This window comes from Psychrobacter sp. NPDC078929 (assembly GCF_050267985.1).
Taxonomy (GTDB): Bacteria; Pseudomonadota; Gammaproteobacteria; order Pseudomonadales; family Moraxellaceae; genus Psychrobacter.
This window is the reverse complement of sequence record NZ_JBNNFX010000005.1, coordinates 1-14790: the sequence shown is the minus strand read 5'-3', so window position 1 is coordinate 14790 and position 14790 is coordinate 1. Positions and strand designations below refer to the sequence as shown.

Annotated in this window: 13 protein-coding genes; 6 read left to right on the top strand and 7 right to left on the bottom strand. The window is 41.5% G+C overall.

Annotated elements, in window-relative coordinates:
- The 5 genes from dnaX to ACQKCG_RS04220 all read right to left on the bottom strand — a co-directional run.
- The coding region (dnaX, locus tag ACQKCG_RS04240; RefSeq protein ID WP_427585168.1) for a DNA polymerase III subunit gamma/tau at positions 1-1451 on the bottom strand (1451 nt) is incomplete at its 3' end.
- Between the two features lie 69 nt (positions 1452-1520).
- Entirely contained in the window at positions 1521-2783 is a 1263-nt protein-coding gene (locus tag ACQKCG_RS04235) for a hypothetical protein (RefSeq protein WP_101204356.1), read from the bottom strand.
- Positions 2784-2898: 115 nt separating this feature from the next.
- Positions 2899-4437 carry a lysine--tRNA ligase gene (gene lysS, locus ACQKCG_RS04230; RefSeq protein ID WP_101204357.1) on the bottom strand — a complete coding sequence of 513 codons (1539 nt, stop codon included), beginning with the start codon at positions 4435-4437 and terminating at the stop codon, positions 2899-2901.
- Positions 4438-4567: 130 nt separating this feature from the next.
- Positions 4568-5659, bottom strand: a complete 1092-nt coding sequence (gene prfA / locus ACQKCG_RS04225; RefSeq protein WP_057760300.1) for a peptide chain release factor 1 — start codon at positions 5657-5659, stop codon at positions 4568-4570.
- 234 nt (positions 5660-5893) lie between these two features.
- Positions 5894-7039, bottom strand: a complete 1146-nt coding sequence (locus ACQKCG_RS04220) for a beta-ketoacyl-ACP synthase III (protein WP_101204358.1) — start codon at positions 7037-7039, stop codon at positions 5894-5896.
- A gap of 296 nt (positions 7040-7335) precedes the next feature.
- On the opposite strand from ACQKCG_RS04220, the gene pnuC reads away from it, so the two are divergent.
- From pnuC to creD, 4 genes are all read left to right on the top strand, one after another.
- Positions 7336-8046 (top strand): nicotinamide riboside transporter PnuC, encoded by a 711-nt coding sequence (pnuC, locus tag ACQKCG_RS04215; RefSeq protein ID WP_101204359.1) that lies wholly within the window; start codon positions 7336-7338, stop codon positions 8044-8046.
- Positions 7997-8611 carry an AAA family ATPase gene (locus ACQKCG_RS04210; RefSeq protein ID WP_101204360.1) on the top strand — a complete coding sequence of 205 codons (615 nt, stop codon included), beginning with the start codon at positions 7997-7999 and terminating at the stop codon, positions 8609-8611. Before pnuC ends, ACQKCG_RS04210 begins: the two co-directional genes overlap by 50 nt.
- Before the next feature lie 90 nt (positions 8612-8701).
- Positions 8702-9226: a TIGR00645 family protein gene (locus ACQKCG_RS04205; RefSeq protein ID WP_101204361.1), complete on the top strand. Its 525-nt coding sequence runs from the start codon at positions 8702-8704 to the stop codon at positions 9224-9226.
- Between the two features lie 159 nt (positions 9227-9385).
- Positions 9386-10987 (top strand): cell envelope integrity protein CreD, encoded by a 1602-nt coding sequence (gene creD, locus ACQKCG_RS04200; RefSeq protein WP_101204362.1) that lies wholly within the window; start codon positions 9386-9388, stop codon positions 10985-10987.
- A gap of 116 nt (positions 10988-11103) precedes the next feature.
- Here creD and ACQKCG_RS04195 read toward each other — a convergent pair whose 3' ends face one another.
- Complete coding sequence (locus tag ACQKCG_RS04195) at positions 11104-11787, bottom strand: DUF421 domain-containing protein (protein WP_101204363.1); 684 nt, start codon at positions 11785-11787, stop codon at positions 11104-11106.
- A 321-nt stretch (positions 11788-12108) separates the two neighbouring features.
- Between ACQKCG_RS04195 and ACQKCG_RS04190 the strand changes: the two genes are divergently transcribed.
- Complete coding sequence (locus ACQKCG_RS04190; RefSeq protein WP_101204364.1) at positions 12109-13026, top strand: DMT family transporter; 918 nt, start codon at positions 12109-12111, stop codon at positions 13024-13026.
- A gap of 171 nt (positions 13027-13197) precedes the next feature.
- Here ACQKCG_RS04190 and ACQKCG_RS04185 read toward each other — a convergent pair whose 3' ends face one another.
- Positions 13198-13611 carry an organic hydroperoxide resistance protein gene (locus ACQKCG_RS04185; RefSeq protein ID WP_101204365.1) on the bottom strand — a complete coding sequence of 138 codons (414 nt, stop codon included), beginning with the start codon at positions 13609-13611 and terminating at the stop codon, positions 13198-13200.
- A gap of 166 nt (positions 13612-13777) precedes the next feature.
- Here ACQKCG_RS04185 and ACQKCG_RS04180 point away from each other — a divergent pair, with 166 nt between their 5' ends.
- A complete protein-coding gene (locus ACQKCG_RS04180) occupies positions 13778-14629 on the top strand; it encodes an AraC family transcriptional regulator (protein ID WP_101204366.1) in 852 nt (283 codons plus the stop codon).
- Positions 14630-14790: the final 161 nt, after the last annotated feature.

The following is a 14790-nucleotide window of genomic DNA, read 5'->3' as shown; positions in this document are numbered from 1 at the left end:
CCAGGCTCAACAATTGGTTCAGGCTCAACAATTGGTTCAGGCTCAACAATTGGTTCAGGCTCAACAATTGGTTCAGGCTCAACAATTGGTTCAGGCTCAACAATTGGTTCAGGCTCAACAATTGGTTCAGGCATAACACTATTAACTGACTGCGCTAAATGGTCATTATCATCAATACCGCTTTGCAGCTCATCGTGACTTGGTGTCTGATAATCAGCATTATAAAGCTCTGGCGGCGGTGCTGACGCTTCATGTGCAACAGCATCTAGAGCCGATGTAGAAGATACTGGCTCTATAGCTGGTATTTTTGTAGCAGACCCATCATTATCACAAGTATTGCTCAAGACTTCATTGACTGGCAATGGACGAAACGCCAGTAATCGTAAAATGCACATCTCAAGCGCTTGCATCGGTGTACTTGCAAGCTTGACACCTTCACGTGCCTGTACAACAATCTCATAATACAGTTGCAAAACATCAGGGCTGATATGCTGAGCTAGCGTATAAATATCTTTTGCTTGCGCCTCATTGACATTAAGAGCGACCTCGGGCAACAGCTGAGTTAATGCCAACTGATGTAACAGTTCAGCAAGCCCATCAAACATACTAGTCGCATCGACCATTTGCGCGCGCATTTGCTCAATATGAGCAGCAACCGCAGACTTATCATGGTTATAGATATCTGTGATTAGACGTACTAAGTCAGCAGCATCAATAAGACCAAGCATTGCATTGACAGTCGCATCATCCAGTGCGCCTTGACCAAAAGCAATGGCTTGATCGGTCAATGATAACGCATCACGTACAGAACCCTTGGCTGCACTTGCCAACTGCCAAATGGCTGGCTGAGTATAGCCTACCTGCTCTTTGGTCAAGATATTTGCCAAGTGCTCGCTAAGTAACGTTTGAGGTAATGGACGCAGTACAAATTGCAAACAGCGCGAAATAATCGTAATCGGTAGCTTTTGTGGATCAGTCGTCGCTAATAAAAACTTCACATGCTCCGGTGGCTCTTCTAGCGTTTTAAGTAGCGCGTTAAAGCTGTGCGTAGACAGCATATGTACTTCATCAATCAGATAGACCTTATAACGTCCTTGGCTAGGCGCATAAGGCACATTGTCTAATAGCTCACGCGTGTCTTCAACCTTGGTACGAGAAGCGGCATCAATCTCAATAAGATCAATGAAACGCCCCTGATCAATAGCAACGCAGTTATCACATACACCGCAAGGAGTACTAGTAATACCAGTATCACAGTTCAAGCATTTAGATAAAATACGCGCAATCGTTGTCTTACCCACACCGCGCGTACCTGTAAACAGATAGGCATGATGCAAACGATTATAATCAATCGCATTAATCAACGCTTGAGACACATGCGTCTGCCCAATCAACTCGTGAAAGTTTTTTGGTCGGTATTTGCGAGCTAAAACTTGATATTGCTGCGTCATAAGAAATGCCAATGTAAATAATACAAATATAAAGGAAGCGTCGGGTTAGTGAATCGTACTATGTTTAGGTTATAACTGAGCTTGAAGTTGGGCCAGCCGGTCATATAAGCGTTGAGTACTTTCATCAATCAATGAACCTGCTTGATGAAATATATCCAGATAAACCTCAGTGTTTACACTGTCTTCGCATGGTCTAAACTCTACGCCCAGTAAAAACAAATTGTCCATTACTGGCTCTTGTAACTGGACATTGATATCTGACAATAAATCTTTATACGAGAGCCGAACATTCTCTGCGCTTAGCGAACTGCTATCGTCTTGCGCATAAAACACCATGAGATAATGGCGTCCAAATACATGATAAGAATGCTCGTGACGGACATATCCATTCCAGCGCGAGTCTTGATCCATGGTTCTATAAGCTAAGATTTTTTCTACTAGACATGCATAGGTATACATTGACTCATCTACCAAAATATCAACCTGATCATTTGGTAGATGAGTACCTGCTTCATGATAACGCTCAAGCACACTGTTGAATAGCTTGAACCACATTCCAGTATTTTTTTGCATCTCAGCCATTAAGGCATCGGCATACACAGTCTGATTCGGCTCTACTGCTTTAAGTAAGCGTAATTCAACTTGCTCAATTAACTCACTATCAATTAGCTGTTCTTGTACCCTAATCGCTCTTTGATGAAAGTCAGGTGATTGTAGAAACTGTTTAAGCAATGTTGATTCGTTTTGAAATAATGCAAAACTAGATAGTTGACGACGATGAAAATCTAAAAAGGTTGTTAAATCACTTGGCGTCACCAATTGATTGAGGATATCAACAAAGTTTTGATGACTAAAGACTTGTAGGATACTTTGCTCATCATCTAAGTCTAAAACACAATCCTCTGCAAAAAACCGACTGCCATATTCGTAGCCAACTGCATAAGATGAATGGCCCGATTTATCGTCTTGATGATTGATAGACAATGATGTTAAGCCAATAAAATAAACTGCTTTATCAGTTGTCACGGTATTTCTATCTACAATTAGGCTATCGTTTTTTTGATAAATCTGAGCGTGGCGTTTGATAAGTTGGTTAACAACTTCTTTTCTCCACTCACGAACTCTAGGATTATCCACTTCTTGTCTATTCGCTTGCATCACAACCGTATTGACGAGCAGATAAATAGTAGCGCCAGAAAACTCAAAAACAAAATCATAACCCTGAAAATGATCAGAGTCAGTGATTTTGTCATCAGGCAACTCATACAATGATAAAAAACATTGCTGAATCATTTTTTGCCATGGCGCATGTGATGCTTGCTGAATATCCATAATACCTCTATAAACGATATTTCACAAAAAAGCTGATACCCATTCTGTGAAAATGAGCAAAAGCTTTTTATGCTGAGTTAAGTATCAGTTTGGATTTATAGCAAGCAAACCCACATTAGCTATCTTGTTTGCGGCGCATATGCGGGAACAAGATCACATCACGGATACTAGCAGAGTCGGTAAATAGCATTACTAGACGATCGATACCAATACCCTCACCGGCTGTCGGTGGCAAACCATAAGACAATGCTTCGATATACTCTTCATCGAAATGCATAGCTTCATCATCGCCCGCGTCTTTTTCAGCAACCTGACCACGGAAACGCTCGGCTTGGTCTGCTGGGTCATTAAGCTCACTGAAGCCATTAGCCAACTCACGACCACCAACGAACAGCTCAAAGCGATCGGTAATCTCAGGATTGTCATCACTACGACGCGCTAGTGGCGAGGTCTCAGCTGGGTACTCAGTGATGAACGTTGGCTGACGTAATTGATGCTCAGCCGTTTCTTCAAAGATAATCGTTTGTAGTTTACCCACACCGAACACATCTTTGACTTGTTGCTTAAGTGTCGTAGATGCATATTCTGCTAGGTATTCACGATCATTGATACGTGTCATGTCAAAGTTTTCAGCATATTTTGCAATCGCATCAGACATTGATAGACGAGCAAATGGTGCTTTTAGGCTAATGGCTTCCTTTTGATAAGTCAGCTCTGTTGTACCCAACACATCTATTGCTAACTGATTAAACAGACGCTCAGTCAAATCCATCAGGTCATGATAATCAGCGTAGGCTTGATAGAACTCAATCATGGTAAATTCTGGGTTATGACGGGTTGAAACCCCTTCATTACGGAAACTACGGTTAATCTCAAATACGCGCTCGAACCCGCCAACGACCAGACGCTTAAGATAAAGCTCAGGCGCGATACGTAGATATAAAGGCATGTCTAATGCATTATGATGTGTCTCAAACGGACGAGCTACTGCGCCGCCTGGTATCGGATGCATCATTGGCGTTTCAACTTCCATAAAACGTTCATTAAGCATAAATTGACGAATACCACTAACGATCTGACTACGAACCATAAAGGTATTGCGAGTCGTCTCATTGGTCATCAAATCAAGATGACGATTACGATAGCGCGCTTCGACATCAGCCAAACCATGGAACTTGTTTGGCATTGGACGTAGTGATTTGGTCAGTAGCGTAATTTCTTCAATATGCACATACAAATCGCCTTTACCTGAGCGACCGATATAGCCTGATACACCAACGATGTCACCCAAATCTAGTGATTTAATGCTTGCACGCGTTTCCTCATCAAGCTCTTTACGTGCTACATATAACTGAATACGGCCTGTCATGTCTTGGATCACGATAAACGAACCACGGTTAAGCATGACTCGACCTGCCACGTTGACCTGTGTTTTTTCACCATTCGCTGCTTTTTCTTCAATTTCCTGCTTTGAGACACCATCAAAAGCCGTCTGTAAGTCTTGCGCATAATCAGTGCGTTTGAACGTATTAGGATACGGCTGTTTACCTGAAGCACTGATATCGTCTAGCTTGGCTTGCAGTTGTGCGATTAGCTCGTTAGCATCTTCTACGACTGGGGTTTGATCTTGGTTCTGATTATTGTGCTTTGACATAACACTCTCAATATTTTTAGGTAATTAAATGGATAAACGAAAACAGAAAAATTAAATCAATACTTATTATTATAAGAACAGACATGGTGATAAAAACGATAAAACTACTGGTACTCTTAAAGACTAGCTACTAGTCATTGCCACCGATACTGGCCATCAAATCAGCCTGATGCTCACGCAGTAGTGCATCAAGAATCTCGTCCAAGTCGCCTTCCATAATGGAATCAAGCTTGTATAAGGTAAGGTTGATACGGTGATCGGTCATACGACCTTGTGGAAAATTATAGGTACGGATACGCTCAGAGCGATCGCCACTACCGACCAAGTCACGACGTATAGAGTCCGCCACATCGACCTGTGCTTGCACTTTGGCTTGTTGAATTTTAGAGACCAGCATTTTCATAGCATGCGCACGGTTTTTGTGTTGGCTACGCTCTTGCTGACACTCTACCACGGTACCTGTCGGAATGTGTGTCAAACGTACGGCAGAGTCAGTCGTGTTCACGTGCTGACCACCAGCGCCGCTTGAGCGGAAAGTATCCATTTTGATATCAGCAGGATTGATATCGACGGTATCATCAATCTCAACTTCCGGCATGACCGCAACCGTACAAGCTGACGTATGCACACGACCTTGGCTCTCGGTTTCAGGGACACGCTGTACGCGGTGAGCGCCTGATTCAAACTTTAGACGACCATATACACTATTGCCAGATACACGAGTGATGATTTCTTTATAACCGCCATGCTCACCTTCATTTGCAGAGAGCACTTCTAGTGTCCAGCCTTGGCTCTGCGCGTATTTTTGGTACATACGGAACAAGTCACCAGAGAAAATCGCTGCTTCATCGCCACCTGTCCCTGCACGAATCTCTAAAAATGCTGGTACTTTATCGTTAGGATCTTTTGGTAGCATCATCAGATTAAGCGCTTCTTCCATCTCTACGATGGTATCACGCGCACTCTCAATCTCATCGATCATCATCTCTTTCATGTCAGGATCTGTTGCATCGGCTAGCATCGCTTCTGCATCAGCCTGATCCGTTTCTGCACCCACGTAGTTTTGCCACAGCGTCGTGATCTCCATCAAGTCGCTGTGCTCAACAGACAATTCACGGAACTTATTATTATCACTAATGACACTAGGATCTGATAATAAAGCGGTGACCTCTTCATAACGGTCTACCATCTGGTCTAAACGCAGGCGTAAGGATTCTTTCATAAAAGGACTTTTAATTAGATAAGAGGAATAAGCCCGTGATTATAGCAAATTTTTTGGGGTAAATTAAAACCTCTAATCATTCTTGTTGATATTGTCGGTAATCTCGATGTTATCTTCTCCAACATCTCTGTTTATATTTAGATGTCACAGCTTAATTTCAATAGCAGAAACGACAGACAAAAAAATAGCTAAGAAGACTCTTAGCTATTTTTATCAGGACAGGTAGTTAAAGTATTAGACCTTGCGAACTAAGACCGATCCAATAGAGTAACCTGCACCAAATGAGCAAATAACGCCCAGATCGCCTGATACTAAGTCATCTTTGTAGCGATGGAATACAATCATAGGACTCGCTGAGCTAGTATTGGCAAATTCAGCAATAACACTCGGAGCAATCGATTTATCGGCATCTTTACCAACCACGGTACGTAGAATCAAATCCAACATATTGGCATTGGCTTGATGCAACCACATCATCTTAACATCAGATGTTGGGATGTCGTTTTCTTGCAAGTGCTCAGTGATAATCTCTGACACTTTCGGACAGACTTCACGGAATACTTTACGACCGTTTTGCAAAAACAGCTTGTCAGTGACCGGTGCTTTGATATCTGGATACATTTCAGTCTGTGCTGCTAGATACTCTGAGCGATCCATAAAGCCATATTCGTTTTTAATGTTGGTCGAAAACTGAGTAAATAGCTTAGAGTTTAGAATCTCATAACCTTTTGGCGTATCTAATTCTTCAACGATAGAAGCAGTCGCTACATCACCGAAGATAAAGTGGCTGTCACGGTTGCGCCAGTTTAGATGCGCTGAGGTAATCTCAACGTTGACCACAGCAATACGCTTGGCCAAACCAGAGATGATAGAACCATGTGCTTGTGACAGACCAAACGTCGCCGCACTACACGCAACGTTCATATCATAAGCAAAGCCGCCAATCATACCAATTTCGTTTTGGATTTCGATAGCAACCGCAGGATAAGTACGTTGGAAGTTTGAGCAAGCAAGGATGATACCATCTAAGTCGTTGGCCTCAAGTCCAGCATCAGCCAAAGCGTCTCTCAGTGCTGCTGCACCCATTTCGGCCATGACTGACAACTCTTCGCCCAAGTTGCGGTAAGGGATAACTGGCGCCATGATTTCAGTATTTAAGATACCTTCTTTTTCCATCACATAACGTGATTTGATACCAGATACTTTTTCGATGAAAGCAGCTGAAGAAGGCTCAAGTGCCGTCACTGTCTCTGCAGCTATCTCTTCAGCATGTTCGGTATTATAGTTTTCAACATACTGGTTAAATGACTCAACTAGCTCTTCGTTACTAATGCTGTAAGGTGGGATATAAAGACCAGTGCCTGTGATACAAGTCGTCATGATAAGCTTCCTTGTCTACTACTGTGGTGCTTGGAATAAGCATAAAAGTGGAAAAATAATAGCCATTCAAATTCAGTGAATAACTGTAAACTTAAAATCAGTGTGTTTATTATGCCTGAATATTATAATTTTTCTAATACTTTGTTACAAATAATCTGTTTCTTGCCATAAATTAGCAAAGACTACCGTCCTTTTTCGATAGCTACGTTATAATTAGCATCATTTTATTCTGTACGACTCATCGAACTACCTTAATTATTCAGAATATTGATACACGCTCATACTTAGGAATGCTCATGGCAGAACTTCTCAACTGGTTATTTGGTCAATACGCTGACTACTCTACGATATTCATCATTCTTGAACTGATTGCCGTTGTCTTCGGCGTAGCAAGTGTCTTACTCGCCAGCAAAACCAATATTTTAGTCTTCCCTATCGGTCTGGTCAGCACTGCTATATTTGTGTACCTACTGTGGAAGTGGCAGCTGTTTGGCGATATGTTCATCAATGCTTACTATACCGTGATGAGCTTGTATGGCTGGATTAACTGGTCAAAGAATAAGAAAAACCAGTCTGTTGAGCACAAGCAGTCAAATGCCAATAATGTCCGTATTGAGCATTTGCATGCAGGTGACATCCCGATACTATCTGCTTTGGCAGCAGGAACGATAGCTTTTGTAGGATTGGTTTATTACTTCCGTCCAGTGATTAATAATGGCTTCAGTTTCGATGGTGCGGTACTTGGAATCCATCTATTTACTTGGGTCGATTATACTGACATGCTCACTACTGCTTTATTTTTGATGGCAATGTGGCTCATGGCACGGCGTAAAATCGAGCATTGGATACTCTGGATCATCGCTGATGCGATATCGGTACCGCTATACTTTTATAAAGGTTTTACTTTTACCGCGCTACAATATGTAGTCTTCACTCTTATCGCAATCTGGGCATACTATGAATGGCAACGACGCTACCGTATACAACCTCGAGCAGCATACGCCTAAATCTGTCATCAACGTCGCGGTCTTAGGGGCAGAAAGTACGGGTAAGACGACCTTATGTCGTGATTTGGCCGAGCATTTTGATACTCCTTGGGTGTCAGAATATATGCGCACCTACTTACAGGCAAAATGGGATGACGAGCAGCTGACTTGTACGTGGGAAGATCTCCTACCTATCGCACAGGGGCAGATTACACTAGAGAACACCTTAGCCAAACAGGTCGCTCAGACGAATAATGCCAGTCATTATTTGTTTTGTGATACCAGTTTGTTTGAGCTGATGGTTTATTCTTATTGGTATTATGGCGACTGCCCTACGGCCCTTGAGCAAGCAGCATTGGCGCATCACTATGACTTAATATTATTGACTGATGTTGATACGCCATGGGTGGCTGATGACCTGCGAGACAGTCCACACCAACGCGATGAGATAAGCGACTATTTCGCCAGTCAATTAAGCAAGCATCAGAAATCATTCCAACGCATTAGTGGCAATAGAAAAGCGCGCGTTCAGCAAGTAGTAGCGCAGCTCGCTGATATAGACAACATATCGCCACATCAAAGCTAAATAGCTATACCCAAAAACTTATTCATATTTGTGTCTTTAAGACGTTCTTGTCTTTAAAACTTTTTTGTATTTGAAACCTAAGAGATACCCATGCTAAAGAAGTTTGAGCTTTATTTAGAAAAAACCATATTTAATAGCCGCTGGATACTGGCGCCTTTTTATCTAGGATTAGTGCTAGGCATTATTTTATTATTTATTAAGTTTGTCCAAAAACTATGGTACATGTTTGCTGACATTCTGACGGCCTCTGAAGCCAGTGTAATTGTAGATATATTGGTATTGGTTGATATCTCTCTGGTTGCTAGCTTACTGCTTATCATTATATTCAGTGGCTATGAGATCTTTGTCTCAAAAATCGATACTGGCACTCATGATGATCGTCCTAGCTGGATGGGCAAAGTAGACTTTTCTGGTCTAAAGCTCAAAGTCATCGGAGCGATCGTCGCTATCTCGGCAATCGATCTTCTCAAATCCTTTATGGATATCTCTAGCGGAATGAGTGAACTTGATGCCGACAAACTCATGTGGAAGGTTATTATTCATATGACCTTTGTATTGTCTGGCTTGTTATTCGCTATTATGGATAAAGTCGTTGGAGACACGAAAAAGCATTAACACTTGAAAGTAGTTATCCGAAAGTATCAACTTTCGCCCTTTCACAGTTGTTCCATATTTCCTGCATATGTTTTCTTTATGCCCTCTCTATGATGTCTTTTAAAGCCATAGTCTGCTATCTCGGCAGCTGTGGATTCAAGACACTTAGGAGGCGACCACATGCAAAAAACATTATTGACTAAGTTATCTATCATTGTAGGACTATGTATTATCTTTTCGATTGGTCTCAGTATGATTAGCGACATCATATATGAGAGACAATACTACGCAGAGTCAGTGATAAAAGAAATCACCGAGCAACACGTCAATCCACAAGAAGTCATTAACCCATTTATCGCCATCCCTACGACAATCACACCAGCATGTCAGTCATCTGATACACCAAATGTAAAGAACAAATGCGAACCGTCATACTCGAAAATCGAGACGATATTTGCCTTTCAGACGCAGGCAGCACAGAACCTAAAAGTAAACACAGACACCTATAAACGCGGTATCTATAGTGCTACTAGCTATGATGGTCAGCTGACATTCAATCAAAGTTATACGCTTGGTAAGACTTTAAAAAATTTAGACCAGGCTGGAACTACAATTGACGATGATGCAGATAAGACACAGCTAGCCAAAACCATTACCCACTGGAACAAGGTAAAACTTATCATTCCTGTGTCTGATTTGCGCGGTGTCGCTACCCTGCCTACTGTCACAATTAATCAAAAAACAATTGCAGCAAACTATCCGCAGATACCAATAATAGAGAACTTAACCTATGTCGAAGTAGATATTCCTAAAGATGTATTGGATCAATTAATCAATCCTACTAGCCAGCAGAATAAAGATAGCTTGGCTACCACAGGCTCAATAAATACAGATCTAAATAAATCAGAGGTGAGTAGCAAGTTATCTAATCCTAGAGACAATCAAGCGCTCAATATTGTGATCGACTTACCATTAGCTGGCATTAGTAATTTAACGACTGTCCCAACTGGGCAGAACTTTACTCTGTCTATGCACAGTAACTGGCAGACACCAAACTTCATCGGCAAAGCATTACCAAATACCAAGAGCATCACCGCTAAAGGATTTGATGCCAGTTGGCAAAATCAATATTTGACTGTTGCCAATAACCAATACCTATCCCAGTGTATCCGCACATCTAATCAGCACTGTACTATCATGAGTGAATCATCACTCAATACTGACCGCTCTTCCGATAGTTTTTCTACAGTTTCAGAAGGCGTGGTTACGGCAGGGAATGACAGCACAACTATAAATCATAGAAACACTCAACTGAATAGTTTTGGTGTTAGTTTTGCAAATCCTAACGATGTCTATCTACAAACTGAAAGAGCCATGAAGTACGCCTTGCTATTAATTTTGGTATCTTTTGGTACTTTCTTTTTATTTGAAGTACTCAAATCAAGTCGTATCCACCCTATTCAGTATCTACTAGTCGGCTGCGCACTATTTGTCTTTTATGTTTTATTACTACCACTTGCAGAACAAATCGCATTTTGGCAAGCCTATATGGTAGCGTCCAGTGCTTGTGTCGGGCTTATTGGCTGGTATAGCTATTATGTATTTGGCGGTTTAAAACGGGCAGTAATCTTTGCCGCGACACTTGCTGGGCTATATGCTGCGTTTTTTGGTATTTTAAGTACAGAAGATCTCAATCTGTTACTGGGTGCGATATTCTGCTTTGTGATACTTGCCTGCGTGATGGTGATGACTCGCAAACTCGACTGGTATAAAGTCACGTAAATTATGCAAGCCTCTTAACCTACTTTCTTTATTTTGAATTGAAGTTTTAAAGGAAAAAAGCACTTGGCTGCCTTAGCCTTAGTTTATCAACTGAGCTAAGGCAGCTAATCGTTATATTATTTGACGATATGATTGTTTAACGCTTTAGCCCAATTATTGCAATTATCCTCACAGCGCGGACAACAATGATTGGGGTCAGATATTTCATCGACGTAACCGCAATACATACAAGCATAATAAACCCCTGCTTCTACTTGCTCGACCGGTCGATATTGCTTAGGGAAAAGCGGCATACCGTAGTCTGTCTTTTCAGAGGTGTGCAATAAAATACTAAAATTGCCATCAGTCTCGAGCAAACCGGTACGCACTTGACCTAAATGCTCAACCCCTTGTTGGCGCATTTCAGCAAAAAACTCATCATGTGACATTTCCCCCTGTTTAATCTTATCAAGCACCAGCATGCCATCTTCTACAATATACATTGAGCGCCCCTCTAGCAGGTCCTCAAAAGGCTGGAACTTCATCATCGCCCAAGTACAGAGCCTATAAAGTGAAATGACCGTACCCATGATTAATACCGCTTGGATAATAGGCAGGTCTTCGGTGAACATGGGATCACCTGCGATAGAGCCTAACGATAAAATGATGGTTAACTCAAAAATAGAAAGCTGACGAACGCCGCGCTTACCAGTGAATCGCAAAAATGTGATAATTAATACAAACATTACAGTGACACGTATTAAAATTTCTACGGCAAACCACCAAGTTGTGTCATAAATAAAAATACTTGCCCAATTCATACTATCTTTCCTATTTATTTATCTGATTTATTGTGTTTCATGAGTGTTGTTCTAATAGTTCATTTGACGCGAAGCACATCATCCCTATTTTTAGACCTTATCGTCAATACAACTATCGTTATTCTGATTTAAAAGAGACTTTTTGCCATAAGTACGACAAAATATCCTGTCTTGTGAAACGGTTATAGATTAGATTAATCAGTTATAAATCTATTATCTTTGCTAAGAATAAACATTCGTTATAACAGCGTATCTTAAGACCTAAAACTAAAATCCTATGTTTGCCTGTTTTGTGCCATTTATTCATTGTAGGAATTACTTTTGAAAGCCACGATTTATACTATTATTGCGTTAATCGCCTTTGCTGCAAATTCTCTGTTTTGCCGAATGGCATTGGCGGAAGGCTACATCGATGCTTGGAGCTTTACCATCATCAGGCTAGTGAGTGCGACGGCCTGTCTAGGCATTATCATGGCTATACATGCTTACAGACTGCGACGCCAAACGTCTAATCATGACGAATCTACTGTCCACGCTATATTAAATGACAAAGGCAGTTGGTTAAGTAGTCTCAGCTTGGTGATTTATGCGCTGTGCTTTTCAATTGCGTATGTAGAGCTGGATACTGGCACTGGGGCATTGATTTTGTTTTCAGCGGTTCAGCTGACGATGATTGGCTGGGGTATCTATAAAAAAGAACAGCTCAGCGCGCTACAATGGTTAGCGTTTGTCGTTGCAGTGGCGGGGTTTGTATATCTGATGTTGCCATCCGCTGCCATACCGTCACCATTGGCTGCAGCGTTAATGGCTATGAGCGGCATAGCTTGGGGAGTATATAGTATACGCGGCAAATCATGTGTCTCACCGCTGCGAGCGACAGGGTTTAATTTTGTGCGTAGTTTAGTCGCTGTGCCTATACTACTACTGGTAGGTATAACGTATCTAGATGACTTAGGTTTGAAAAATATCAATTTGGATGGTATTACCATTGAAGGTGTACTACTCGCCTGTGCATCCGGAGCGATCGCCTCAGGGTTGGGCTATAGTATCTGGTATACAGCGATGCCACTATTGAAAAACACACAAGCCGCTATCGTTCAGCTATGTGTCCCTGTGATTGCTGCGTTGCTAGGTGTGATATTTTTATCTGAGCAGTTAACTATGCCCTTTATTATCGCAAGTACGGTCATTTTGGGCGCGGTCTTGGTGTTTACCTTAAATAAAAAAGTACCGGTATAAAATAATGCTATTAACAACCTATCATTAGCTAAACTGCTCAGAAAAAGTTCCAGCTTATGATTCTACCAGACAACATAAAACGCCCCGACTCTTATAAATCGAGGCGTTTTATATTCGAGTTATTATTTTAATATTGCTAGTCTACGGTCAACAGTCGTTGAACAACAGCATTTAAGCAACAGTAACTTCTAGACGAGTATCGACATTGCCGCGAGTAGCATTAGAATACGGGCACACCTGATGCGTGGCTTCGATCAACTGCTGCGCCTGCGCTTCATCAATACCTGATACTTCTACAGACAGCTCTATCTCTAGGTTGTAGCTACCGTCAGCTTTCATACCGATACCTACTTGCGCAGAGGTTTTTGAAGCGGTAACAGGCAATTTCATGTGCTGTGCAGTCATGCTCAAAGCGCTATCAAAACAAGCCGCGTAACCCATGGCAAAAAGCTGTTCTGGATTCACGCCTTCTTTGTCTTGCTCTTGAAAAGATACCAAGTCAAATCCTAAAGAACCATCGTCTAATCCAGTATGGCCAGAACGTCCACCAGTAGCGGTTGCACGCGTTTTATAAAATATTTTCATGAGTAATTATTCCTTGTTTCATATTATTAGAGGTCGTACTTACGCTGTTGCGATGAGATTATTATAGAATCCTCTGCATTTATACGTTAGAACAAACCTCTATAACTCTTGCCTAATCCTACAAATATTTATACTATCAGGCAACTCTATAAAATAAGCACTCGTGATGAATCAAACGACTATTGACCAACTTTTAGCAGTACTACCTAGAAATAAAACCATCGAGTCCGCTGTTTCAGGCTTGTTCTTTTACTGCGCGGACAAACCAAGCAAAGCCGTAAGCTATATTCAAGAGCCAAGTATTTGTATTGTATTGCAGGGAGAACGCGAGATTTATTTGGGTGCTGACTGTCAAAGGTTTGACAATAGTAACTTGATGTTCTGTCCAGTTAATATACCGCTAAGTATGCATATTAAACATGCTTCGATAAAAAACCCTGTCATTGTTTTATCAATGAAATTAGATTTAGCCATGATTAGAGATGTGTTAGCGCAGATACCGACCACACAACCAGTAGCAGGCAATCATTTAGGGATAAAGTGGCACCTAGATGACACCATAATGGACGCGTTTGAGCGATTGATACGCTTGCTTGATTATCCAAACGATATTGATTTTCTGTCTTCTCTAATTCAACAAGAAATATACTATCGCCTACTCTTGGCTGAGCAAGGCAACAAACTTAAACAATTGGTCGTTATCGGTAGCCATACACGCCGTATTGCCCAAGCGACTGACTGGATAAAGGCACATCTAGATGAACCTATCATGGTTGAGAGCTTGGCTAGTAGGTGCGGCATGAGTGTCTCAGGGTTCCATCAGCACTTTAAAGAAATAACCCAGCTGAGTCCGCTACAGTATCAGAAAAGCTTACGTTTAATAGAAGCCAGACGCTTAATTAAGATGCATGGGGCGCAAATATCACAAATAGCGATGCAAGTAGGCTACGAAAGCCCTAGTCAATTTAGCCGAGAATATAAGCGGTTTTTTGGTCTGAGCCCGAGTAACGAGTTGTAGTTATAATCTTATTTTTTAATAGAATAAATTTAACTCGCTTAGGCTACTTTCTATTATATAGTTAAGTCTTTATAAAATCGATACAGCCCATATCATGAAACAGTTTAGGTAGATTATTCTCCATCCATCCTTGGCGTAGAAACTTAGCCTGTGCCCATTTT